Annotated in this window: 22 protein-coding genes and 1 pseudogene; 11 read left to right on the forward strand and 12 right to left on the reverse strand. The window is 65.6% G+C overall.

The window, feature by feature from the left end; translation table 11 throughout:
- The first annotated feature begins 23 nt into the window (after positions 1-23).
- The 7 genes and pseudogenes from AC1RKI_RS14570 to AC1RKI_RS14600 form a co-directional block, all read left to right on the forward strand.
- Positions 24-692 carry a hypothetical protein gene (locus AC1RKI_RS14570; protein ID WP_492795863.1) on the forward strand — a complete coding sequence of 223 codons (669 nt, stop codon included), beginning with the start codon at positions 24-26 and terminating at the stop codon, positions 690-692.
- The gene (locus AC1RKI_RS14575; RefSeq protein WP_061959200.1) at positions 689-2,569 is read left to right on the forward strand and encodes a secretin GspD/PilQ domain-containing protein; all 1,881 of its coding nucleotides are present in this window, start codon (positions 689-691) and stop codon (positions 2,567-2,569) included. The genes AC1RKI_RS14570 and AC1RKI_RS14575 overlap by 4 nt, the downstream gene beginning before the upstream one ends.
- A complete protein-coding gene (locus AC1RKI_RS14580) occupies positions 2,566-3,036 on the forward strand; it encodes a type II secretion system protein (RefSeq protein ID WP_061959201.1) in 471 nt (156 codons plus the stop codon). The genes AC1RKI_RS14575 and AC1RKI_RS14580 overlap by 4 nt, the downstream gene beginning before the upstream one ends.
- Before the next feature lie 5 nt (positions 3,037-3,041).
- The gene (locus AC1RKI_RS14585) at positions 3,042-3,419 is read left to right on the forward strand and encodes a type II secretion system protein (RefSeq protein WP_061959224.1); all 378 of its coding nucleotides are present in this window, start codon (positions 3,042-3,044) and stop codon (positions 3,417-3,419) included.
- 19 nt (positions 3,420-3,438) lie between these two features.
- Positions 3,439-3,909 (forward strand): type II secretion system protein, encoded by a 471-nt coding sequence (locus tag AC1RKI_RS14590; protein ID WP_244788055.1) that lies wholly within the window; start codon positions 3,439-3,441, stop codon positions 3,907-3,909.
- Between the two features lie 92 nt (positions 3,910-4,001).
- Positions 4,002-6,116: a glycosyl hydrolase family 18 protein gene (locus AC1RKI_RS14595; RefSeq protein ID WP_492857586.1), complete on the forward strand. Its 2,115-nt coding sequence runs from the start codon at positions 4,002-4,004 to the stop codon at positions 6,114-6,116.
- A gap of 176 nt (positions 6,117-6,292) precedes the next feature.
- Positions 6,293-6,502: pseudogene (locus tag AC1RKI_RS14600) on the forward strand (carbohydrate-binding protein); the annotation flags it as partial.
- A gap of 334 nt (positions 6,503-6,836) precedes the next feature.
- On the opposite strand, the gene AC1RKI_RS14605 reads toward AC1RKI_RS14600, so the two are convergent.
- Positions 6,837-7,160, reverse strand: coding sequence for a hypothetical protein (locus AC1RKI_RS14605; RefSeq protein WP_492795913.1), 324 nt, complete (start codon positions 7,158-7,160; stop codon positions 6,837-6,839).
- A 116-nt stretch (positions 7,161-7,276) separates the two neighbouring features.
- On the opposite strand from AC1RKI_RS14605, the gene AC1RKI_RS14610 reads away from it, so the two are divergent.
- Positions 7,277-8,458 (forward strand): chitinase, encoded by a 1,182-nt coding sequence (locus tag AC1RKI_RS14610; protein WP_341248936.1) that lies wholly within the window; start codon positions 7,277-7,279, stop codon positions 8,456-8,458.
- Positions 8,459-8,507: 49 nt separating this feature from the next.
- Here AC1RKI_RS14610 and AC1RKI_RS14615 read toward each other — a convergent pair whose 3' ends face one another.
- The 10 genes from AC1RKI_RS14615 to AC1RKI_RS14660 all read right to left on the reverse strand — a co-directional run bounded on the left by AC1RKI_RS14615 (position 8,508) and on the right by AC1RKI_RS14660 (position 17,923).
- On the reverse strand, positions 8,508-9,440 hold the full coding sequence (locus tag AC1RKI_RS14615; protein WP_492795867.1) for a lytic transglycosylase domain-containing protein: 933 nt from the start codon (positions 9,438-9,440) through the stop codon (positions 8,508-8,510).
- A gap of 75 nt (positions 9,441-9,515) precedes the next feature.
- A complete protein-coding gene (locus tag AC1RKI_RS14620) occupies positions 9,516-10,070 on the reverse strand; it encodes a C40 family peptidase (RefSeq protein WP_061959203.1) in 555 nt (184 codons plus the stop codon).
- Between the two features lie 171 nt (positions 10,071-10,241).
- A complete protein-coding gene (locus AC1RKI_RS14625; RefSeq protein ID WP_061959204.1) occupies positions 10,242-11,129 on the reverse strand; it encodes a 2OG-Fe(II) oxygenase in 888 nt (295 codons plus the stop codon).
- Positions 11,130-11,281: 152 nt separating this feature from the next.
- A complete protein-coding gene (locus AC1RKI_RS14630) occupies positions 11,282-12,142 on the reverse strand; it encodes a phosphodiesterase (protein WP_061959205.1) in 861 nt (286 codons plus the stop codon).
- A complete protein-coding gene (locus AC1RKI_RS14635; RefSeq protein WP_492795870.1) occupies positions 12,139-13,197 on the reverse strand; it encodes an ABC transporter ATP-binding protein in 1,059 nt (352 codons plus the stop codon). The genes AC1RKI_RS14630 and AC1RKI_RS14635 overlap by 4 nt, the downstream gene beginning before the upstream one ends.
- Entirely contained in the window at positions 13,190-14,086 is an 897-nt protein-coding gene (locus tag AC1RKI_RS14640) for an ABC transporter permease (RefSeq protein WP_492795872.1), read from the reverse strand. Before AC1RKI_RS14640 ends, AC1RKI_RS14635 begins: the two co-directional genes overlap by 8 nt.
- Positions 14,087-14,096: 10 nt before the next feature.
- On the reverse strand, positions 14,097-14,915 hold the full coding sequence (locus tag AC1RKI_RS14645) for an ABC transporter permease (RefSeq protein WP_492795874.1): 819 nt from the start codon (positions 14,913-14,915) through the stop codon (positions 14,097-14,099).
- A 130-nt stretch (positions 14,916-15,045) separates the two neighbouring features.
- Positions 15,046-16,080, reverse strand: coding sequence for an ABC transporter substrate-binding protein (locus AC1RKI_RS14650; RefSeq protein WP_061959209.1), 1,035 nt, complete (start codon positions 16,078-16,080; stop codon positions 15,046-15,048).
- A 140-nt stretch (positions 16,081-16,220) separates the two neighbouring features.
- On the reverse strand, positions 16,221-17,297 hold the full coding sequence (locus AC1RKI_RS14655; protein ID WP_492795876.1) for a substrate-binding domain-containing protein: 1,077 nt from the start codon (positions 17,295-17,297) through the stop codon (positions 16,221-16,223).
- A 212-nt stretch (positions 17,298-17,509) separates the two neighbouring features.
- Positions 17,510-17,923 carry a nuclear transport factor 2 family protein gene (locus AC1RKI_RS14660; RefSeq protein WP_227460902.1) on the reverse strand — a complete coding sequence of 138 codons (414 nt, stop codon included), beginning with the start codon at positions 17,921-17,923 and terminating at the stop codon, positions 17,510-17,512.
- Positions 17,924-18,163: 240 nt separating this feature from the next.
- Between AC1RKI_RS14660 and AC1RKI_RS14665 the strand changes: the two genes are divergently transcribed.
- The 3 genes from AC1RKI_RS14665 (at position 18,164) to AC1RKI_RS14675 (ending at position 22,099) form a co-directional block, all read left to right on the forward strand.
- Positions 18,164-19,756 carry a DUF1800 domain-containing protein gene (locus AC1RKI_RS14665; RefSeq protein ID WP_492795878.1) on the forward strand — a complete coding sequence of 531 codons (1,593 nt, stop codon included), beginning with the start codon at positions 18,164-18,166 and terminating at the stop codon, positions 19,754-19,756.
- Positions 19,757-19,849: 93 nt separating this feature from the next.
- Positions 19,850-21,139: a DUF1501 domain-containing protein gene (locus tag AC1RKI_RS14670; protein ID WP_492795880.1), complete on the forward strand. Its 1,290-nt coding sequence runs from the start codon at positions 19,850-19,852 to the stop codon at positions 21,137-21,139.
- Between the two features lie 168 nt (positions 21,140-21,307).
- Complete coding sequence (locus tag AC1RKI_RS14675; protein ID WP_223506176.1) at positions 21,308-22,099, forward strand: EAL domain-containing protein; 792 nt, start codon at positions 21,308-21,310, stop codon at positions 22,097-22,099.
- 94 nt (positions 22,100-22,193) lie between these two features.
- On the opposite strand, the gene AC1RKI_RS14680 is transcribed toward AC1RKI_RS14675, so the two are convergent.
- Complete coding sequence (locus AC1RKI_RS14680; RefSeq protein WP_492795883.1) at positions 22,194-24,680, reverse strand: penicillin-binding protein 1A; 2,487 nt, start codon at positions 24,678-24,680, stop codon at positions 22,194-22,196.
- Positions 24,681-24,710: the final 30 nt, after the last annotated feature.

The raw sequence follows: 24,710 nt of genomic DNA on the forward strand, positions 1-24,710 counted from the left end.
GGCACGCGCCTCGCAGGCCCAACGTGTCGCGCCCGTTACTGGCCGCGCTGCTGTTGGCGATCGGGCTGGTTGTACTGGCTTATCTGCATGATGCGGATAAGCCCGCCCCGGATGCACAACCGGCGCCCCCCAAGTCGACCGGCGCAAACAATGCGGCCGCCGCGAAAACCGCGGCTGCCCCGACAGCGGCGCCCGGCAAGGGCGATGGCGCACCACACGATCCCGCCTCCATCGCGCCCGGCGCCGTTGCCGCTTCCGATTCTGCCGCAGCAGCAGGTTCCACTGCGGCGCACGGCGCTGAGCCGCAGGCTTCGCAGCAGCCCACTGCCACGCTTGCGGCGACGCCAAGCGCGCCGGTGGACATCTTCCCGAGCCAGCGATGGGACCCGCCGCCACCGCCGCCACCCGATCCCGCCGCGATCGCTGCGCCCGCGGCGCCGCCGCAGCCGCCGGCTTTGCCTTTCACGGTGCGCTCGCTGTGGCTCGACGCGGATGGCACGTTCTACGTGGTGCTCAACGCATCGGGTCGCGAATTTCCGGTATGCGTGGGATGCAAGCGGCGCGGTTTCCTGCGCAAGGGCGATGTCCTGATGGAAACGTACCGGATCGAAGAAATCAATCGCCGCGAACTTCGCCTGCAGTTTCTGCCGTTGAAGCGCCAACAGAAGTTGTCATTGGGAGGAGCCAAATGAGCCGACTCAGGGGCAAGCAGGGCAAACGCCGCGTTCTGGCCGTCTGGTTGCTGGTACCGCTTCTGGGCGGATGCGCCAGCGAGCTGCGTCAGCGCGAGCTCGACGAGCAACTGAACACGCTCTCGCCGGACGCCGCGCTGGAATTGCTCGCACAGAAGTCCCAGGACCAGCCCGACGATCTCGATCTGCGCAGCCGGTATCTGCAAATGCGCCGGCAGATCGTCGACGCGTATATCGGCAAGGCGTCGGTGGCCTACGAAGGCGGCGACTCCGAGCAGGCGCTGGAATGGGCGCGCAAGGCGCAACAGGCGGCGCCTGGCGACGACGGTCCGCGCGCCATGATCGAGTGGATCGAGCGGCAAGGACCGATCGATGCCGCGATCAACTATGCGGCGTCGATCCGCATTACGCGCGCCGACGAAGCGCTGACCGCGTTGCACGATGTGCTGGAGAAGCAGCCGGGCAATACCCGCGCCAGCAAGCTGCGCGACGAGATCCTGGCGGCGCGCACGCCGGAGTTGACCGCCACGCTCGGCCGCGATCTCAACAAGCCGATCTCGGTGCAGTTTCGCGATCAACCGCTGATCAGCATCTTCGAGCTGGTTTCCAACATCACCGGGCTCAACTTCACATTCGACAAAGATGTGCCGGCCAGCGCGCCGACCACCATCTTCGCCAACAACACGCCCGTGCGGCAGGTGCTGTCGATGGTGCTGCAGGCCAACCAACTGGCCAGCAAGATCGTCAGCGGCAATTCGGTGCTGATCTATCCGAAGCGCCAGGACAAGGAAGCCGAATACCGCGACCTGACCGTGCGCACGTTCTATCTGCAGAACGCGCAGGCGCAGCAGGTGCTGGCCATGCTCAAGCAGATGGTCAAGACGCGCGACGTGGTGCTCGACGAGCGCACCAACGCAATCATCATGCGCGACGCGCCGGAGACCATCCGCGTGGCCGAGCGTTTGATCGCGGCGCTCGACGTTGCGCCGGCCGAGGTGGTGATCGAGGCGCAGGTGCTCGAGGTGTCGACGTCTGATCTGCTGCAGCTCGGCATCAAGTATCCAACCAGTGCGCAGTTCTCGCTGCAGTCCTCCGGTGACGACGGTCAGCAGCGCGTGCCCGGCTACATCACGATGGACGAGCTGCGCCGCATCAACGGCGGCAACGTGCTGGTGCAGATCGGGCCGCTTGGCGTCGACTTCCTGCAGAGCCAGGGCAAGACCAAGACACTGGCCACGCCGCGCATTCGCGTGCGCAACCGCGAAAAGGCCAAGGTGCTGATCGGCGACCGCCTGCCGGTGGTGACCACCACGCTGTCCAGCAACTTCAGCTCGGAGAGCGTGAACTATCAGGACGTGGGCCTGACGCTCGAGGTGGCGCCCGTGATCGTCGGCGACAACGAGGTGCAGGTAAAGCTGCGCATGGAAGTTTCCAACGTCACCGACACGATCGAGACCAGCACCGGGCTGGTGGCCTACCAGATCGGCACACGCACGGCGGAAACGGTGATGAGCGTGCGCAACAACGAGACGCAGGTGCTGGCGGGGCTGCTGCAGCGTAACCAGCGCGATGCCGGATCCGGGCTGCCGGGCCTGAGCCGCATCCCGGGGTTCGATCGCATTTTCGGCACCAAGACCAACGACGGCCGGCAGACCGAGCTGATTCTGATGCTGACGCCGCGCGTGGTGCGCAACCAGGCTATGCCGGCGGGCAACGTGGTGTCCTTCGATTCCGGTACGGAAGCGCGCGTCACCACCGAGCGCGATCTGTTCCCCACCAACGAGGACGTGGTCGTGCCGCCCAAGGGTGTGCAGATTCCGCCGCCGCCGCTGCAACTGCCCGGCGCGACGAAGACCGACAAGGCGCGTTCGAAATGAAGACGCGCGGCTTCACCCTCATCGAGATGCTGGTGACGCTGGCCATCCTGGCGGCGTTGGCCAGCGTGGCGCTGCCGTTGCAGCACATGGTGGTGCAACGCGATCGCGAAGAGCAGCTGACGCGCGCGCTGTGGCAGATCCGCGATGCGCTCGATGCCTACAAGAAGGCGGCCGAGGACGGAAAGATCGATCGCGCCGTGGGCGACAGCGGCTATCCGCCCAACCTCGATGTGCTGGTCGAAGGCGTGCTGGACAAAACCAGCCCGAGCAAGGCCAACCTTTATTTTCTGCGGCGCATTCCGCGGGACCCGATGTGCAATTGCCCGAGCAAGAGCGACGGGCAGACGTGGGGAAAACGCAGCTATGCAAGCTCTGCCGAATCGCCCAGCGAAGGAGACGACGTGTACGACGTGTATTCGCTGTCCGAGGAAGAAGGGCTGAACGGCATTCCCTATCGCAGGTGGTGAAGGCCATGCCGAAACGGATGCTACGTGGATTCACGCTGATCGAACTGCTCGTGGTGCTGGCCATCATCGCCACGCTCCTGACGCTGGTAGTGCCGCAGTTCTTCGGTCAGACGGACAAGGCCAGGGAGACCGTGTTGCGGGAAAACCTGAGCTCGATGCGCGATTCGATCGACCGTTTTCGCGCGGACCAGGGCAAGTATCCGCAGACGCTGGAGGAACTGGTGGAAAAGAAATACCTGCGCGAGGTGCCGCTGGACCCCGTGACGCGAAGCCGCTCGACGTGGAAGACCTCGCCCTCGCCGGACGGCAAGCCGGGCGTGTACGACGTCAGAAGCGGTGCGCCAGGCAAGGGCGCGGACGGGAGCGACTATGCATCGTGGTAGCGCGCAACGGCGCCACGCAATGCGTGGCAGGCGGGCGCACGGCGTCGGCATCATCGGCGTGCTGGTGTGCGTGGCGCTGCTCGGGATCTATCTGGCAAGTGTGGGACAGATGTGGACGACGATTACGCAGCGGAACAAGGAGATCGATCTGCTGCGCAAGGGCAATGCGATCCGGCGCGGCATCGAGAGCTATGTGCGGGCCGACACGAGCGGCGCGTATCCCATGGAAATACGCGATCTGGTGCGCGATCCACGCGCGTCGTTTGTGCGGCGGCATCTGCGAGATGCGTATTCCGACCCGATGACGGGTGGTCCATGGCAGGTCATCAACGGGCCGGCGCGGGAGCTGTTTGGCGTCTACAGCAATGCACCGGGCACGCCCTTGAAGAAGGATGAATTCCCGGATCGGTACAGCAGTTTTGCGTTGGCAACCACCTATGAAGAGTGGAAATTCGTGTTCTTCCCAGAAAGCGGCATGACGAGGAGATAGAGGCGCGTAACGCCCGGAAAGGGCATTGGCGCATTTTTCGTGCGAAGGCGTTTTGCTTGGCGCCTTTGATCTGATCAAGAAGGGAGTGTCGTATGCGTCCGTTAGTTTCCTTGAACACCCTTGCGGTGGCCGCCGCAGCCTGCGTCGCTTCGATGGCGACGCAATCCGCGATGGCCGCGCCGTGTCCCGTGCCATGGGACAGCAACGCTGTATATGCACAAACTGGTAGCTCCGTCAGCTACAACGGACGGGTGTACCAGAACAAATGGTGGACCCGGAACAATACGCCAGGCGCGGAGCAATGGGGACCGTGGGAGGACAAGGGCGCTTGCGAGAGCGGAGGGACGCCTTCGCCCGCGCCATCACCATCGCCGTCACCGTCACCGTCACCAGTTCCGACGCCATCGCCATCGCCATCGCCATCTCCGGCGCCAAGCCCGGCGGCGGGCGCATGCCCGGCCGAATGGTCGTCCGGCACGGTCTATGCCAAGACCGGCACGCAGGTGGCGCGCAACGGGCACATCTACCGCAACAAGTGGTGGACCTCCGGCGACGATCCCACAGCCTCCGGCCAATGGGGCGTGTGGGAGGATATCGGCGCGTGCGATAGCAGTGCCGCGCCCACGCCCGCTCCCGCTCCGGCTCCCGCTCCCGCTCCCGCTCCGGCACCTGCACCTGCACCTGCTCCTGCGCCTGCACCCGCACCTGCACCGGCACCGACACCGGCTCCGACACCAGCACCTACACCGACACCGGCACCAGCACCGACACCGGCACCGACACCGGCACCAGCACCGACACCGGCACCGGCACCGGCACCGACACCGACGCCGGCTCCCGCTCCCGCGCCTTCACCGGCGCCGAGCCCGTCGGCGGGCGGCAAGGAAGTCGGCGCATATTTCGCGGCGTGGGGCATCTACGGGCGCAACTACAAGGTCAAGGATGTCGACAGGTCGGGCAGCGCGCAGCGGCTCACGTTCATCAACTACGCCTTCGGCAACATCTACCAGCGGAACGGCGGCTATGAATGCGACATCATCAACCAGCTCGAAGTCGGCGCGACGGATCCAAACGCCCCGGGCGCCGGAGACGGCGGCGATGCCTGGGCTGACTTCGCCAAGGGCTTCGAGAGCTCCGATTCGGTCGATGGCGTGGGCGACACCTGGTCCGGATCGATGGCCTGGAACGATCCGCGCAACGGCAAGGTTGGGCCGCTCAAGGGCAACTTCAATCAGCTCAAGAAGCTCAAGGCCAAGCATCCGAACCTGAAGGCGTATATCTCGCTGGGCGGCTGGACGTGGTCCAAGTGGTTCAGCAAAGCCGCGGCGACAGATGCACTGCGCAAGCAACTGGTGGCGTCCTGTATCAACCTCTACATCAAGGGCAATCTGCCGTTTGATTCCGCCGGCAACGCGGGTGGCGAAGGCTCGGGCGCGGGCGTGTTCGATGGCATCGACATCGACTGGGAATTCCCCGGTGGCGGCGGCCAGCCGTACAACAACGTGGATGCCAATGACAAGGCCAACTACACGCTGCTGCTGCAGGAATTCCGCAGGCAGCTCGATGCCTACGGCGCGCAAACCGGCAAGCGCTACGCGCTGACAGCGGCCATCGGATCGGGCGGCGACAAGATCGCCAACACGGATCCGGCCGAGTACAGCAAGTCGCTCGACTGGATCAACGTCATGACCTACGACTTCCACGGCGGCTGGGAGCCGACCGGCCCGACGGACTTCCAGTCCCACCTGTACCCGGACCCGGACAGCCCCAATGCGAAGACGGACGTCGGCCGGAGCTACAACGTCGACACCGCGGTGAAGACGCTGCTGGCCAAGGGTGTGCCGGCTTCGAAGATCGTGGTGGGCATTCCGTTCTACGGACGCGGCTGGACCGGCGTGCAAGCGGGACCGAAAGGCGACGGGCTCTATCAGACCGCGACCAAGCCGGCGCCGGGCACCTACGAGCTGGGCATCGAGGACTACAAGGTGCTCAAGAGCCGGCCGGGCACCGTGCGCGAGCATCCGATCACCAGGCAGTCCTGGAAATATGACGGCAGCACTTTCTGGTCCTACGACACGCCCGCTGTGGTGCGCGTGAAAGTGAACTACGCCAAGCAAAACAATCTGCGCGGCGTGTTCTCGTGGGCACTGGACGGCGACAGCCCCGACGCGGAACTGCTCAAGGTGATGGGTGAAATGCGGCAGTAGTCCGTCGCGCCCCTGGATGGAGCGCCGATTTGCCGGCGCGCATGTCGGCGCTCCATCTCTGTCCGATCAAGCAATGACGGAGGCCGTCGCGCGAACGCTTTTTCGAGCGTCGCCGCGAAGCCTTGTGTGGTGGCGTTGTGCGCAACGCCTGCCGATCGATCAATTGGAGTGTGAATATGCGTCCGTTGTTTTCATTGAATAGCATTGCGGTGGCCGCCGCCGCATGCGCCGCATCGCTCGCGTCGCAAGCCGCGCTTGCGGCGCCATGCCCGCCCGCATGGGACAGTGGCGCCACCTATCCGCAGCCGGGACAGGCGGTCAGCTACAACGGCCGGACCTACCAGAACAAATGGTGGACCCGGAACAATACGCCGGGCGCCGAACAGTGGGGCCCGTGGGATGACAAGGGTGCGTGCGATGGCGGCGCGCCCGCACCGGCGCCGGCACCGGCACCGGCACCAAAGCCGGCACCTGCACCTGCACCCGCTCCCGCTCCGGCACCAGCACCCACGCCAGCACCAGCACCCACGCCAGCACCGGCCCCTGTACCAGTGCCAGTACCGACGCCAGCACCAGCACCAGTGCCGGCGCCTTCGCCCTCGGCAGCTGCGTGCGCGCCGGCGTGGTCGTCCAGTCAGGCCTATGACAAGGCCGGCATGCAGGTAACCCGTGGCGATCGCATGTATCGGAACAAATGGTGGACGCGCGGCGAAGATCCCACTACCACAGGCCAATGGGGCGTCTGGGAAGACATCGGTCCATGCGATGGCAGTGGCGCCACACCGGCGCCGTCTCCTGCGCCCGCGCCAGCGCCAGCGCCAGCGCCTGCGCCAGCGCCAGCGCCGGCACCAGCACCAGCGCCCGCGCCGTCTCCTGCGCCAGCACCAGCGCCAGCACCGGCACCAGCACCAGCGCCAGCACCAGCACCAGCACCAGCACCGGCACCAGCACCGGCACCAGCACCGGCACCGGCACCGGCACCTGCACCTGCGCCTGCGCCTGCGCCTGCGCCTGCGCCTGCGCCCGCACCCGCGCCTGCGCCATCGCCTGCGCCCGCGCCCGCTCCCGCCCCTGCGGCGTACAAGCCGAAGCTGATCTACATTCCGGAGCCCGCCGATTATCCGAGTGCGGCGGCGCTTAGCCAGGAAGAGGCCTCGCTGGTGGCGCAGTCGCGCGGTCAGATCGAGTTGATCCGGGAGGCGTTGCGTGTGCTGCCGGATCAGGAGGTGGAAGCTGTGGTGCCTGGCCGCGCCGCCAATCCGTCGAACGTGCGGCGTGTCGAGGCAATCCTGCCGGAAGCAAAGTTCGACGCGCTATTCCCGATCCGCCACACCAGCTATTCCTATACCAACCTGCTGCGCGGCATTGCCAAGTTCCCAGCCTATTGCGGCGACTACAACGACGGCCGCAATGCGGAGGCAATCTGCCGCAAGCTGCTGGCCACCTCGTTCGCGCATTTCGTGCAGGAGACCGGCGCAAACTGGCCGTCGCTCACGCCGGCACAAGCGAAGGCCTATCCGGAGCACAACAACCCGGTACTGGCGTCGATGTCGCAGAACACCGCGATTCCGTCTTACAAGCAGGCGCTGTGGTATCTGCGTGAGTCGGGCTATCAGGAAGGTTCGGCGGTCGGTGCGTATCAGCAATGTCAGCCCGGATCGCACGCCACCAACTGGATCTTCTATCCATGCGGCAAGAATTCTTCGGGACGCTATCTCGACTATTTCGGGCGTGGTTCCAAGCAGCTCTCATGGAACTACAACTTCGGCCCGTTCTCCGAGGCGCTCTATGGCGATGTGAACGTACTGCTGGATAACCCCGGCCGCGTTGCCGACACCTGGCTGAACTTTGCCTCGGCGGTGTGGTTCGCCGTCACGCCGCAAACGCCGAAGCCGCCGATGACCTGGGTGGTCGACGGGACATTCAAGCCCAACTCGGTCGACATCGCCAACAACATGAAGCCCGGCTTTGGCGCCACCGTGTACATCATCAACGGTGGCATCGAGTGCGGCGGCGGGGGATCCGAAAGGCAGCAGGTGGTGAACCGCATCGCAGCGTATCGCGAAATGGCGCGCGAGCTCAACGTGCCGATTCCGGACGACGAGCCGCTTGGCTGCGCAGCGATGCGCGGCTTTGCCCCGGGTTCGGCGGGCGCCATCAAGGCGTATCTCGACAAGGACTGGGGATGGCGCAACGGCAAGCCGGCCGTGGCGTGCAAACTCGTCGATTACCAGATGCCGTTCTCGCTCGTCACGCCGGGCGATTTCAAGCGTTGCACCGACTACTTCTTCCGGGGCAAGGTCGAGCTCAACGGTCAAACGGTAATCGATAACACCAAGTAGGGGGCGGCTTGGCCGGCGTGCCTGTCTCCTCCGGGCTTGCCGGCCTTTTTTATTCCTGCGCAGCGGTACTGGGGACGCCCCGGTACCGCTGCGCCAATGCCTTGACGCGCGCCACATAGGTTTGCGTTTCCGCGTAAGGCGGAATGCCGCTGTACCGGGCCACGGCGCCTTCGCCCGCATTGAAGCCCGCCAGCGCCAGATCCACATTCCCGTCGAAGCGTTTGAGCAGCCACGCCAGATACGCCACGCCGCCGCGAATGTTCTGCGCCGCATCGAATGGATCCTTCACGCTGAAGCGCTCGGCTGTCGCGGGCATCAGCTGCATCAATCCCTGTGCCCCGGCGCGCGAGATCACGTTTGACCGATAGCCCGATTCGGCATGCACGACTGCGCGGACCAGCGCCGCTTCCACGCCGAAATCGCGCGATGCCAGATCGATCTCCGCACGATATGCCTGCGTATCGAGCCGCAGCGCGCCGATGCCGCCGCCGGGCACGGCGCGCGGACCGCACAGAAAGCAGGTCTCGACGTATGTGAGCTTCAGCGTCTGCATGCGCTCCGACACGCCCACCGGCTTGCGATTGCTGAAGTGCCGCACGCCATCGACGACATAGGCGTACACGCGCACTTCGCGCGTGCGCGTATAGCTACGCGGCGGCGCCTGCGTTGCGGTGGCCGGGGCGGACCCGGTGTCGATCGACGGCTGGGCGCCAGCGAGTGGGGACGATGCATCGACTGCGGTGGTAGAGAGGCCAGCGGGTGCCGCCGACGTTTGCGGCGCGGCAGCCTTGGCCGGCGTGGGCGCTGCGACAGGGGCCGGCGCATCGACCAGGCCCGCGCGCTCGCAGCGCGCGCCTGGCTGCCGCTGTGTGGCGTAGTTGCTGGTCTGGTCCGGCCAGTGACATTTGAACATTGCCCAGGCGGCCGGCGATGCGGCCAACAGGCTTGCGCAAGCGACCCCGAGTGCGATGCGCGCGCTCATCGGCCGAGGCCGTCGCGGCGCATCGGCCCGAGGTGTGCGCGCAGCGTTGCGAAACATGGTGCGGCCGTCCGCGCGTCAGGCCGTTGCGGTGTCGATGCGCCGGGCGCCCGCATACTTGCGGCCCCAGTACGTGTCGTGAATGCTGTCCACGCGGATGGATTGTCCGGTGGAAGGCGCGTGCACGAATCTGTCGTTGCCGATATAGATGCCGACATGGGAAATGGTGCGCGGCTTGGTCTTGAAGAACACCAAATCGCCAGGCTGCAGATCATTTACGGCGACCAGTTCGCCGGCGCGCACCATGTCGATGGCGCGTCGCGGCAGTTCGATGCCGTGGGTACTGTTGTAGACGTAGCGCACAAAGCCGCTGCAGTCGAGTCCGCTTTCGGGGGTGTTGCCGCCCCAGCGATAGGGAATGCCGATCAGCACCATGGCGTTCGATACGACCTCATTGGTTGGCAGGGCGACGCGCGGACGATTCACCGTCCCAAACCATGACGGTTTCTCCACGCGGAAATCACTGAGCTGCCGCGTAAGCGGTCTGGTATGGCTGGCGGCGGGCAGGGCCACTGCGATTGCGCCCAGCAGCAGGCCAAATCGCAGGGTCCCGAACAGGGTACGGGGCTTCATTTTCATACTCGGTGACGACGACGGGTGGCGCCCCACAGGGCTGGCACGTCGTGGCAAGCTTATTTGTCTGCATCACAGAGTAGAAACCGCCATGCGGTGTTGTTATCGCAAATCCCCGAGTTAAAAGAATGCGCCGTCGGCGCGTTGTGAAGCGCTCCCCGTCCCGCCCCGTTACGGGCAATAGGGGCGCTCGCGCAGCCACTTGGTGGCGATCCACTTTTCTCCCTCGATCACCGGTAGCCCGGCATGCAGCGTACGCTCGTCCAGCGTGCCGTCGGGCAGCAGGTAACTGAACAGCACCGCATTGCCCTTGACCGGTGCGATTTCCAGGCCGATGCGCGGAAAGCCGGTGCCGCCGCCGGCCACGGGATTGTTCAGGTAGATCACCAGCGTGGCGATGCGCTGTCCGCCGGTGCGCAACTGCAGCGCTTCGCCTGCCTGTGTGGCGGAGAAAAAATCGAAGTGCGGCTTGTACTCGCCGCCAGGCTGATAGTGCAGAATCTGCAGCCCTTCGCCATGGTCGGCCGGCACGCCTGTGAGTGCGGCGATGCGCGCCTCGATGCGCTGGAGCAGCGCATGTTCGCCCAACTGGAACATGGCGCCCATGCTGGTGCGCGCGTCCACCAGGCTTTCCGATCCGGAGGCAGGGTCCACTACGGGCGAGCGACGCAGGCGGTCGCGCGACAGCGCGATCAGCGCATCGCACTCGCGCGGCGCAAGCAGATTCTTCAGCAGCACCACGCGCGGCGCCTTAAGTGAAAACAGCACCGAGATGTCGTGTCCCTCATGCGTGAACACGTTGTTGTCGGACAGTTGCACGGCCTCCGACGAATCGGCGTGGGTTTCCACGGCGCGCTGCACTGCGGGTGGATGGTTGCCGCTTGCCGCGTGCTGGAATGCCGCCGCGACGATGCCGCGCGCGAACATCTCGTTGTACCCCGATTTCAGCATTGTCTGCACCAGCGATTCGGGCTGGAAGCCAAGGGCGATATGGCTGGCGAGCCATTGTTCCAGTTCGGGAGACGAGGTGTGATGGCCTTGCAGGGTGATGGCGTTCATGGATGGCGGGCATGTAATGGGATTCCATGAAGCATAGATTCGCATCGAGAAAGCAGATAAAAAAAATCCCGCGGATATTCGCCGCGGGATTTCAAAGTTTCTTTTGGCATGACACGGCAGACAATGCGAATGCCGAAGATGCGCGGGACGATTCAGTCGATCAGCTTGCCGTGGGCATCGAAGAACGGATGCAGGGCACCGTAGTCGCCGCTGGCCGCCAGATGCGTGACCAGCCCGTGCACGGGATGCCACCAGTGCAGCAGGTAGCCAGGCGGTTCCAGGCGAAAGCGCGACTCGGCCTGCGGGCTCAGGTCCAGCGCCACCTGGTGCGCGGGGCCCGGAGCGGTCATGGCGATGGTGCCGCCAAAGCGTCGCGTGATATGGCGGTGCAGGTGTCCGCAGATCACGCGTTCTACTTGTGGGTGCCGCGCAATGACGGCTTCCAGCGCGGCGGCGTTTTCCAGCCCTTGCGCATCCATATGGCCAATGCCGGTGTGGAACGGCGGATGATGCAGCATCACCAGCGTCGGCTGTGCCGGTGCGGCGGCAAGCGCGGCGTCGAGCCATGCCAGCCCGTCGGGCTCCGCGCGTCCGCCAGGCCGGCCCGGCATCGTGCAGTCGAATCCCACCAGCCGCAGCGGGCCCGCGTCCATCGCGTAGTGGGTGGGCGCGTCCTCATCGCCGTCGCCATAGGCGAACAGATAGTCATGATCGGCAAACACGCGGCGCAGTGACGCGCGATGGTCGTGGTTGCCGGGCAGCAGCCGGATCGGCATCGGCAGGCGCTGGAGGATATCGCGCAAGAAGCGATACTCGTGCTCGTCGCCAAAGTCGACCAGATCGCCGGTCACGACCACGATGTCCGGCAACTGCGGCGCGGCCAGCAGCGTGTCGATGACGGTGTGCAATGCGCCTGCGGTATCGACCATGCGATACGACATCTTGCCGCCCGCCTTGATATGCAGGTCGGTCAGTTGCGCCACCAGATAGGGCGCGGAGGTTGCGGCGTTCATGCGGCTTCCACCAGAGTGATCAGGTTATCGGTATCGATGCGCAGGCCCACGCGCTCGCCGGGCTGCCATGCATCGCGTCGCGCGGTGTCGACGATCAGCGGCCTCGCCGCGCCAACTTCCACCAGCAGGCGCGTGTGGTTGCCCAGGAACAGCGCGGTGACGATCGTGCCTTCCACGTGGGCGTGATCGGCGTGCACCAGCGCCACGTCCTCCGGCCGGAACATCAGGCTCACCGACGGCGAGACCGGCGCGTCGGCGGGCGGCCCCATCGGCACTGTGCCGCCCGGCACGCGCCAGCGTCCCGCTTCGGCGGTGCCCGGCAGATGATTCATGGTGCCGATGAAGTCCGCCACGAAGGCGTTGGCGGGCGCGCGATAGATGTCCTGCGGCGTGCCGGCCTGCGCAATGCGGCCCTTGTCCATCACGATGATGCGGTCGCCCAGCGCCATCGCTTCGGCCTGGTCGTGCGTGACGTACACCGCGGTGATATGCAGGCTGCGCAGCAACTGGTTGATGTCGGCGCGCAGTGCGTCGCGCAGCTTTGCATCGAGCGCGGTCAGCGGTTCATCCAGCAGAAGCACGCGCGGCTGCACCGCGATGGCGCGCGCCAGGGCCACGCGTTGCCGCTGGCCGCCGGAGAGCTGATCGATACGGCGGTCGGCGAATGGCTGCAGATGCATCATCTCCAGCATCTCGTCGACGCGCCGCTTGCGCGTGGCGCTATCGATGCGGCGCACGCGCAGCCCGTAGGCGATGTTTTCGGCCACGCTCATATTGGGGAACAGCGCGTAGTTCTGAAACACCATGCCAACGCCGCGCTGCTCGATCGGCTGCGCGGTCACGCGCGTGTCGCCAAACCATACTTCGCCGCCGTCGTCCGGTTGCTCCAGGCCGGCGATGATGCGCAGCGTGGTGGTCTTGCCGCAGCCCGATGGGCCCAGCAGCACTACCGTTTCGGCGGCGCCGATATCGAGGTCGAGCGGTTGCAGCGCTGTGGTGCCGTCGGCAAAGGTCTTGCCGCACTGGCGCAGGCGGATCGGGGTCGGTTCATGCATGGCGGGTTTCGGCGGAGTGGGGCAGGGCTGCGGTTGCGTCGTCATGCGCGGCTTGCGCGCGCGGCGCGTGGCGCCGGGTGCGCGCACCGAGGGCGCTGAGCACCTGCATGAATACCAGCAGCGGGATGATCATCACGAAGAACACGATGGTGTAGGCCGAGCCGATCTCGAGCCGCATCGAGGCATAACTGTCGGCCAGGCCTACCGGCAAGGTCTGCGTGGTGGGCGTATGCAGCATCCACGTCAGGTTGAATTCGCCCACCGACAGCGTGACCACCATCAGCGCACCGGCCAGGATGCCCTGGCGGCAGTTGGGCAGCACCACGGTGAAAAAGCGCTGCATGCGCGTGGCGCCCAGGCTGGCCGCCGCGTCTTCCAGCGTGTGGATGTCGATGGCGGACAGGATCGCCAGCACCGCGCGCACCATGAATGGCAGCGTGAACAGCACGTGCCCGATCAGGATGAACACCCAGCTCGTGCGCAGGCCTTGCCAGCCGCCGTACAGCAGGATCAGACCGAGCGCCGTGGCCAGGCCCGGCAACGCCACGGGCAGCATCAGCAATTCCTCGATGACCCGCGTCAGCCGGTTGCGACGCACGGCCATGTAGTACGCGGCGGGCACGCCCAGCACCAGCGTGCAGGCCAGGCACGCCAGCGCAATGCCCAGCGACAGGAAGATGGTGTTGCGATAGAGCGACCAGACTTCGACAAGCCAGCGCGTGGTCAGGCCGCTCGAAAGTCCGACGAAGATGTTGTTGGTCAGTCCCGCCAGCACGGAGAGCACTACAGGCACGGTCATGAAGACGCATACCGCCAGGGTCAACGTCAGTTGCAGCCAGTACCCGCCAGTCCGTCGGGGCAGCGCTGCGCGAGGTTGGGATCCGTTCATGCGAAAGTCCTCAGGCCGTGGCGGCGACGGCGTCGCCGGAATACCAGCGCGCCAGCGCCAGCAATACCCATGTCACCACGCCAAGCAGGATCGACAACGCGGCGGCCATGCCGAAGTTGGCGTAGTTGGTGAATTCGTTGTAGATGGTCAGCGGCAGTACATCGAGCTGCGTGGCCAGCGTGAACGCGGTGCCAAACGCGCCCATGCTGGTGGCAAAGCAGATCGCCCCGCTCGACAGCATGGCCGGCATCAGCGCGGGCAACATCACGTCGCGCACCACGCGCCAGGGGCTTGCGCCGAGCGAGCGCGCCGCTTCTTCCAGCGAGGCGTCGAGTTTTTCCACCGCGGCCATCACGGTCAGGATCACGCGCGGAATCGAGAAATAGAGATAGCCGACGAACAATCCGGTCAGGCCATAGGCAAAGGTCCACCGCTCGCCCGCCAGCGCGTCGCCGATGTTTGCCAGCAGCCCGTTGCGTCCGCCCAGCATGATCACCATGAAGCCGATCACCACCCCCGGAAATGCCAGCGGAAAGGTCAGCATCGCCACCAGCACCGGCTTGCCGGGCACCGCATGGCGCTGCAGGAAGGTGCCCGCGATCCCGGCAATCACCAGCGTGGCGAGCGTGACTGCGGCCGACAGCAGCACGGTCACCGCCAGGCTGTGCAGATAGCGCGCGCTGGTCAGCACCGTCCAGTACACGCCCGCGCCGTCCTTGCCGGTCAGGCTCACTTCGATCAGCCGCGCCATCGGCAGGCAAAAGAACGCCAGGAACACAAGCAGCGCGGGCAGGGCAAACAGGAACAGCGGTGGGGCTCGCTTGGCCATGGCAGTGACGGATGCGTGGGTCGATAAAAATGGGATAAATGACAGCCGGCGATGAAGGCGTGCGTGGCCATCGTTGCCGGCAATCCGCCGCGCCGTGCTTGTTTGCGCGCGCGACGGATCTGCACCGCGGCTAGCGGACTTCTTTCAGATACTGATCGCTGAAGCTCTTCTGCACCTGCGCCATCTTGCCGAAATCGACCGGTTTGGCGCGCGTGTATTCCGTGGCCGGCAGAAAGCGCGACTGCACTTCCTTGGGCATCGGCACGTTACGCACCGGGCGCAGATAGGCGTTGGCCCACAACGCTTGGCCCTGATCGGACAGCACGAAATCGAGCACCTTGCGGCCCTCGTTGGCGTGGGGTGCATTGTTGACGAGGCTCATCACGTAGGGCACCACCAGCGTGCCTTCCTTCGGAATCACGAAGGCCACGTTCGCGTGGTCCTTGTATTTGGCGCGATAGGCGTTGAAGTCGTAGTCGAGCAGGATCGGAATTTCACCGGACAGCACGCGCGCATAGGCGGTCTGCTTGGGCACGATCGGCTGGTTCTTCTGCAGCTCGCGGAAGTACTTGAAGGCCGGTGCAAAGTTGTCGAGCGTGCCGCCCATGGCCTGGTTCACCGCCACCGCGCCGACATAGCCGACGAACGCGCTGGCCGGATCGAGATAGCCGATCAGGCCCTTGTATTCGGGCTTGAGCAGATCGGCCCACGACTGCGGCACGGGCTTGCCGCGCAGCGCATCGACATTGACCATGAAGCCCAGCGTGCCGGAATGGATTGCAAACCAGTTGCCCTGCGGGTCCTTGAGACCGTCCGGGATGTCGTTCCAGTTGGCCGGCTTGTAGGGCTGCGTCACGCCGTCGGCTTTTGCCTGGATGCCGAAGGTCACGCCAAGGTAGGTGACGTCGGCCACCGGAGCGGCTTTCTCGGCCACCAACTGCGCCAGCGATTGGCCGGAATTCTTGTTGTCCAGCGGCACGGTGACGCCGGTCTTTTCCTTGATGGCGCGGATTTGCGCGGCCCAGTCGGCCCATTCGGGCGGGCAGTTGTAGCAGATGGCGGTTTGCGCGGCCACGCCCTGGCTGAAAGCGGCCGAAAACGCGCCCGCGGCAGCGGCGATGGTCAGCCAGCGCAGCGGACGGCGCCAGAAGGATTGCGTCGACATGTAAGGCTCCCTGGTTGAGGTCGAAAGAATCGAACCGGTGTGAACGGTGTGAATGGCTAAAAGGTGAACGGCTGAACGAACGGTTGCGGCAACATCGAAAGGAACGCGCGTTGAGCGCTGGTGATGATCCTGGCGGCGCTTCACGGCGGCGGCCTCACGGTGCCTTCGATGCGCAAGGCGTGCGGCAGCAGCGTGGCGTGGCCCTGTGGCGACGGTGCGCCGGCAAGCCGTGCAAGCAGCTGTGCAATCGCTTGCGTGCCGATCTCGGCATTGGGCTGCGCCACGGTGGCCAAAGGCGGCTCCACCAGCGTGCCCAGCGCAATGCCGTCGTAACCGAGTACCGATACGTCCTGCGGCACGCGCAGGCCAAGCCGCTTGAGATCGGATATCACGCCGATCGCCAGCAGGTCGTTGGTGCAGAAAAATGCGGTCGGCGCGTTGTCCTGCGCAACCAGCGCACGGATCTGTGCGGTGTTGCTGGCCGTGTGCGATGGCAGGTTGACGGCGTCGAGCACGGGCAGTCCGTGCGCGCGCATGGCGTCTTCGTAGCCGGCAAAACGCTGGCGTGCGCGATCCGATGCCATGAACGCGCCGGACACCACCGCGATGCGGCGATGACCCACGGCAATCAGCGCGTTCACGCCTTCGCATGCGCTGGCGCGATTGTCGACCGACACCGAATGGCGGTGGTTGCCGGCACCTTCTGCATTGATCTGGTTGTACGCCAGCACGTAGGGCACCGATTCGCGATCGAGCTGGTCCAGCACGATGCTGTCCGCCGCATTGGCCACGGTCAGCAGCAGGCCGTCGACGCGATGGCGCAGCAAGTACTCGACACGCTCGCGTTCGCGCGCGGGGTCGTAGTTGCTGGTCACCAGCATCAGCGAATAACCGGCCGCCAACGACGCTTCTTCGATGCCGCGCCAGCATTCGGCAAATACGGCGTTGTCCAGCGTGGGCAGCATCACGCCGATGATGCGGGTCTGTTGTGCGCGCAGCTTGGCGCCCAGCAGATTGGGACGGAACGATAACCGCCGCGCGGCTTCATGCACGCGTTGTGCCGTGGCTTCGCGCACCAGTTGCGGATGACTGAACACGCGTGAGGCAGTCGCCAGCGACACCTTGGCCGCCAGCGCCACATCGGCGAGCGTCACGCCGTGCCCGGGTTCGGCAGATGCCAGGCGGGGCGACAATGCGGCGCGGCGGTGTGGGGGCATGCATTCCTCTCTGACGGGGCATTTCAGATGAAAACGTTTTCATTGAAGTGCCGAAAAAGCCGGCGTCAAGGAATTTCTTTTGCTGCATCGCCGCATTTATCAGCGTATACAGCGCATGTTCCGGCGCCGGTCATCGTTGGCGCATTCTCACGCGCGCTTGTGACCGGACGATGACAGGGGGTGAGGGCCGCGGCAGGCGGCCCGATGTCGCATTACTTTGCGCCAGTCCTGGGCGCGGCGCTGAAGGTCTTGTTGGCGATCTTCCAGACGCCGTCGATCTGCAGCAGGTTCATGTAGTCGGTGAAGACCACCTCGGGGTAATCGAGCACGACCTTTGCCGTGGCGGCATTGCCCACGACATCGAAGCTGGCGATATGGCGCTTGCGTTGCGCTTCGTCGGGCTGCGGCTGGCCCTGAAAACGCTTGGCGAATTCGTCGACGGTCAGCGAATGCAGCGCGCCATCGCGGAACGAGATGATCCGCGCATCGGCATGAAAGGCCTGGCGAATGTACTCGGCCTTGCCGGTGCGGTGACCGGCCAGATAGTTCTCTATCGGCTCCAGTGCGGGAATCTGCTGCGAATTCAGCGCGGATGGCGTCTGCTCTGGCGCGGTGTGGTTGCTCATGGTGTCTCCTGTGAATTGGCTGAAACGGGACCAGACCGGCATCCCGCGGCTAATTATTGTATCCGTAATTTGTATGCAAAAAAGAAGGGATGTCACGGCTAGCCGGATCCGTTGCACGGCGCGATCGCCGGCGGTGCACTCGTCGCAGAAAGTTTTGGTAACAGAGTTGGCGTGCAAACGGTCAACCATCCGTGGCGTGGTGCGTCAAACCGGCATCCGCATGCAACGCCAAAGGATGTCATGGACGAACGACCGTTTTACGCGCGATGGCGGCAAGCCGTTTTCCTGCGCCCGGCGTTGGCCGGGCTGCTGACTATCGCTGCGCTGCTGTCCGCCTGCGCGCAAGCGCCGCAAACGACGGCGCCGGGCCGGTTGTCCACGTCCGATCTTCGCTGGCTCAATACCGTGAGCTTTGGTGCGGACCAGGCCAGCGTACAGCGGTTGCAGGCAATCGGCCGGCAGCGCTACCTGGAGGAGCAATTGGCGATGCCGCTGGCAGATCCGCCGCCGCTGGCCGCAATGATCGCCGCGCTGCCGGGCAGTCAGGGCGACGCGGTACAGCGCATGCAGGCACTGCGCGAGGAACGCCAGCGTATCAACGCTCTGCCCGACGATGCTGCAAAGCAGCAGGCGCGCGAGGCGCTGAACCGCCAGGGCCGCGAACTGGTTGTCGATATCTCGCGCCGACACCTGTTGCGCGCGCTTTATTCCCCGGCCCAGCTGCGCGCGCAGATGACATGGTTCTGGATGAACCACTTCAACGTTTATGCGGCGAAAGGACAGGTGCGCTACAGCTTGGCCGATTACGAGGAACAGGCGATACGACCGCATGCGCTGGGCAAATTCCGCGATCTGCTGATGGCCACGGTGACGTCGCCAGCCATGCTCGAGTATCTGGACAACGCGCAAAGCGCGGTCAATCGCGTCAATGAAAACTACGCGCGCGAATTGATGGAGCTGCACACGCTGGGCGTTTCGGGCGGCGCCAGCGGATCGCGCTACACGCAACAGGACGTGCAGGAACTGGCGCGCGTGCTGACCGGCGTGGGCGTGAACCTGCGCGGCGAGCCGCCCAGGCTGGCCGGCCCGCGTGCGGCGCTGTATCGCAGCAATGGTCTGTTCGAATTCAATCCGAATCGCCACGACTTCGCGCCCAAGACGCTGCTCGGCCACGTTATCCAGCCCCGCGGCTTTGCCGAAGTGGAGCAGGCCGTCGACATCCTCGCGCGCGATCCCGCCACGGCGCGCTTTCTGTCGACCAAACTGGCCACGTACTTCGTTTCCGACAACCCGCCCGCGTCCCTGATCGACCGCATGGCCGCGACGTACACCCGTACCGACGGCGACATCGGGGCGGTGCTGACCACGCTGTTCCTGTCCCGCACGTTCGATGCGGCAGCCGGCAGCGAGGCGCGCAAGTTCAAGGATCCGATGGTGTTCGTCGTGTCGTCGATGCGGCTGGCCTATGACGGACGGACGGTGTCCAACCTGCGTCCGGTGATCAATTGGCTCAATCAGCTCGGTGAGCCGCTTTACGGCCATGTTGCGCCGGACGGGTATCCGTCGATGGAAAGCGCGTGGGCCAGTTCTGGCCAACTGGTCAAGCGCTTCGAGATTGCACGGGCCATCGGCAACGGGCCGGCAGGATTGTTCGCGGGCGACGATGGGCAGCCAACGCAGCAACGCGGCTTTCCGATGCCGAATAACCGCATGTTCTACGACACCATGGAAGGCACGCTTGGTCCCGCCACGCGTCAAGCGCTGGCACAGACCGCATCGCAACAGGAATGGAACGCGGTATTGCTGAGTTCGCCCGAATGGATGCAGCGCTGACCGACGGCATTGCCGTCTTTACCGCCGCTGCCGCAATCGGCGCAATCGCCGCAACCACCGAGATTGGCGGATATGCCTGCCAAGGAGCAAGACATGAATCGACGTAACTGGCTCAGGACGATGACTGGCGCGGGGCTGGCGATGACGCTGCCGACGGTGACGTCGCGCGTATTCGCGCTGCCCGCGCAGGCGGACGCGCGCTTTCTGCTGGTGTTTCTGCGCGGTGGCTACGATGCCGCCAATGTGCTGGTGCCGTCGGCCAGCGATTTCTATTACGCGGCGCGGCCCAACATCGCCATTCGCCGCCCCGTGGCGGACGGTGCCACGCCGGACCCGGCGGCCGCGCTCGCGCTGGGCGCCGATGGCTGGGCGCTGCATCCGGCGCTGGGCGCGACCATGCTGCCGATGTGGCAGCAGAAGCAGCTCGCGTTCATCCCGTTTGCCGGCACCAGCGACATGTCGCGCAGCCATTTCGAGACGCAGGACGGCATCGAAGCAGGCCTGGCGGGCGATGGCCATGCCGGGGCGCCGCACGGCGGAGGATTTCTGAACCGGCTGACGCAGGCGATGGGCGGCGAGGCGGCCCCGGTGGCGTTTACCGATGGCCTGCCGATGGTGCTGTCAGGCGCAGCCAACGTGCCCAACGTGTCGCTCAAGGGCACCGGTCGCACGCCGTTCGACGCGCGCCAGACGCAGGCGCTGGCGCAGATGTACAAGGGCACGCGCTTTGAATCGCTGATCGCGGAAGGCTTCGATCTGCGCCAGACGGTTGCCGAGCAGGCCGACGCGATGCGCCAGCATGAGGCCGCAATGCAGTCCGCGGGCGGCGATTCCATGGCCGGGCGTATGCAGGAGATGCAGGCGGCCAACCGTCGCGCGCTCAGCGCGCGCGGGTTCGAGCAGGAGGCGCGGCGCATGGCCGGGCTGATGCGCGACAGGTTCAATATCGGCTTTATCGACGTCGGCGGCTGGGACACGCACGTCAACCAGGGCGGCGCCCAGGGTCAATTGGCCAACCTTCTGGACAATCTTGGACGCGGCATCGCAGCCTTCGCCGAGCAGATGGGGCCGGCGTGGCGCAACACGACGGTCGTGGCGATTTCCGAATTCGGCCGCACGTTCCGCGAGAACGGCACGCGCGGCACCGATCATGGACATGGCACGGTGTACTGGGTGGCGGGCGGCAACGTTCGCGGCGGCCGCATGGTGGGCGAGCAGGTGGTGGTGTCGCAGTCCACGCTCAATCAGAACCGCGATTACCCGGTGCTGAACGATTACCGCGCGGTGCTTGGCGGCGTGTTCCGCAGGCTCTACGGGCTGGACGGCAGCCAGGTGGCGCAGGTATTTCCCGGCAGCCAGCCGCGCGACATCGGGCTGGTGTGAGGGCGGGCCCGGCGCCGTAAGGGGAGGACGGACAACGGGCAATGCCCTACCAAAGCAGTACGCAGCGGTGCTCAAGTCACGCGGTGTTGGTGTCGTTATCCACTGTGGGAGTGGCATTTGCCCACAGCGTGATCCGTACACGATTCATAGCCAGTTTGAGTGCAAGCCTTGTCGCGACCCTTGACGCCATCCATTGCCGATTGCCTCGAACAACAACTGCTGCGGCCGGTGTTCCAGCCGATCGGCTCGCTCTGCACGGGCGAGGTGTTCGGCTATGAGGCCCTGATCCGAGGCCCCGCGGGAACGCCGCTGGAAAGCCCTATCGCGTTGTTTGCGGAAGCGATGCGCGTCGGGCTGATGGTGCCATTGGAACGGCTGGCCGCGCGTATCTCGATCCGGGTGTTCATGCAGTCCGGCCTGCCCGGCAAGCTGTTCCTGAACTACAGCGCCGATTCGTTGCGCGCCATCGAGGATAGTCGCGATGACGTGCGGCAATTCCTGCAGGAGCAGGGCCTGCCATCGGACCGCATCGTGCTGGAGCTGACCGAACAGGCGCCGCTGGGCGCGCTGGAATCGCTGGCCAAGGCGGTGTTTTCGATCCGCAGCCGCGGCTCGCAGTTCGCACTCGACGACTACGGCACCGGCCACGCCAGCCTGGGGCAGTGGATCGCACTGCAGCCCGACTACGTGAAGATTGCACGCGTGATCATCGACGGCGTGGCGTCGTCGGATTTCCAGCGCGAAGCGCTGCAGGCGGTTTGCAAGCTCGCACAGAGCGCAGGCACGCGCCTGATCGCAGAAGGTATCGAGCGCGAGGACGACCTGATCGTCTGCCGCGACCTCGGTATCGACTTTGCCCAAGGCTACCTGCTGGCCCGCCCGTCTTCGCAACCACCGCTCGTTCTCTCCGAAGCATCGCTGCGCGCACTGCACCGCGGCCGGCTGCGGCTGGCCAACTAGCTGGATTTTTTTGCCGCTGCGCAGCCGCGGCAGATGCCAACGCCCGCGACGTGACGGCTTGCGTCGCGTCCGTGCGTGTCATGCTGCCGAGCAGTCAGCGCACCGGCGAAGCGTCGACGCCCGACGCCGCGCCACCGGTGGTGGATGCCGATGTCGGCGCGGATGGGGCACTGAACGCGGGCGTGGGTGCGGACGACGGTTCGGCAAGTGCCGGTGCCGACGCGCCGCCCGATCCCGCCTCCGCTGCCGGCGGCGCCGCCTCCACGACTTCGCCGGGATCCAGGGCCATACCGTTGTCCGGTGAGGGTGCGGGCGACGATGCGGGGGGCAGGGCTTCGGTATCAGTCGATGGCAGTGCCGGACGGCGGGGCGCCGGGCGCGGCGCAGGCGCGGCGTCTTCCTGCTTGCCCGATGCCACCAGTCGCTGATACCAGCCGCGCACGGTGTCGGTGATGCCCGAGTACCAGCTCTTTTCGTCGACCTCCGCAAAGCGCGCGCGTCCATCGACAATGCGGGCGCGGATTGCGCGCTGGTAGAAATCGCCGACGATAGGCAGCGCGCTGTGCGCGCCTTGTCCCCAGTAGTCGCTGCGAAGCGTCACGCGCGCATCGTTGAAGCCCACCCATGCGCCGGCCACCAGTTGCGGATGCATCAGGATGAACCAGCCGTCCGCGTTGTCCTGCGTGGTGCCGGTCTTGCCGGCGACGTCGGCGCGGATGCCGAAGCGCGTGCGGATGGCCGTGCCGGTGCCGCGATCGATCACATCGCGCATCACGTCCAGCAGCGTGTCGTTGGCGGTGGCCGACAGCGCCCGTTCCGGCGTTGGGGGGCGGAACTGCACGAGCACCCGGCCGTCGCGGTCCTCGATGCGCGTGATCATGGACGGCGCGATGTACTGGCCGCCGTTGGCGATCGTGCCGTAGGCGCTGACCATTTCCTTGAGCGTGACCGGGCTGGTGCCCAGCGCCAGCGACGGCACTTCGTCGAGCTTGCTGTCGCGCACGCCCATGGCGCGTGCCAGCCGCGCCACGCGGGCCACGCCGACGTTCTGCACCAGTTGCGCGGTGATGGTGTTCTTCGAATACACGAGGCCGTCGCGCAGGCTCAGTGCGCGCCCCGTCGCCGGGGATTCGTCCGTGGGACGCCAGATCTCGCCGCCTGGCAGCTTCATTTCCACGGGCTGGTCGATATACGTCTCGTCCGGGCTCGTGCCTTGCGCAAACGCCGCGCCGTAGACAAACGGCTTGAACGTGGAGCCCGGTTGGCGGCGCGCCTGCGCCACGTGATCGAAGGCATCCACGGTGAAGTCGCGGCTACCCACCCACGCGCGGATCTCGCCCGAAGTGGGATCCATCGCCATGAATCCGGCCTGCACGCGGGTCTTCTGCTGGCGCAGGTTCTGCATGAACGTGTTGTCGCGCATCAGCTTCGACAGCGCGTCGTCCTCAGTCTGTCCGGCGGCTACGGCTGCGCGGAATTCGCCGCTCTCGCGCACGAAAGCCTGCACCAGTGCGCGGCTTTCGGCCCAGCCCGCGCGCGGCGCCCATGCCGCGTTGGCGATCGACTGCAACTGGTTGCCCTGCCGTGCCAGCGCCTGGGTGGCCATCGCCTGCAGGCGCGAGTCGATCGTGGTGTGCACCACCAAGCCGTCGGTGTAGAGGTTGTAGTCGTTGCGGTCGGCCCAGGCGATCAGCCACTTGCGCAGTTGCTGCGCGAAATGCGGCGCGGGGCCCGGCGCCTCGATCTGCCGTTCGAAATCGATGCGCAGCGGGCGCTTTTTGAGCGTCTCGAATTTCGCCGCATCGAGCTTGCCGTACTTGACCATCTGCGCCAGCACGATATTGCGGCGGTCCAGCGCACGCTGCGGGTTCAGCACCGGGTTGTAGTAGCTGTTGCCCTTGAGCATGCCGATCAGCGTGGCGGCTTCCAGCACGTCGAGCTTGTCGGCGGACTTGTCGAAGTACGTGCGCGCGGCCATCTCGATGCCGAACGCGTTGTACAGGAACGGCACCGTATTGAGATATGTCTCGAGGATTTCGTCCTTCGAGTACAGCGCCTCGATCTTCAGCGCGGTAATCGCCTCCTTGAGCTTGCGCGTCATGGTGGGCGCACGGCCGATCTCGTCCGGATAGCGGTTGCGCGCCAGTTGCTGGGTGATGGTGGAGCCGCCCTGGCGGTCGCCCGAAAACGTATGGAGCGCCGCTGAGGCGGTGCGTCGCCAGTCGAGCCCGTAATGCTGGTAGAAGCGGTGATCCTCGGTGGCGATCAGCGCGTTGACCACGTTGGGCGAGATATCGGCCAGCTTCACCCAGTCGCGATTGGCCCAACGGTAGACCGCCAGTTCCTTGCCGTCGGCCGACAACACCTGCGCGGGCTGTTCGGACTTGGCTTTGCGGATGTCGCTGATGCCAGGCGTGAACGGAATCAGCAGCAACACATAGAGTGCGAACAGCGCCGGCACGGCGGCAAGCGCCAGCAGCGCCGTGCGGCGGGTTGGGCGCTTGGGGCGGGGCAGGCGGCGCAGATGCTGGCGCAGCAGGGCTAGCCGTGGGGCGAGGTCGGTCTTGTAATCCAGGCGCATTGATGCGGGCAGGGCAGGTCCGGTGCAGCG

It is taken from the genome of Cupriavidus sp. GW822-FHT06G04 (assembly GCF_058799075.1).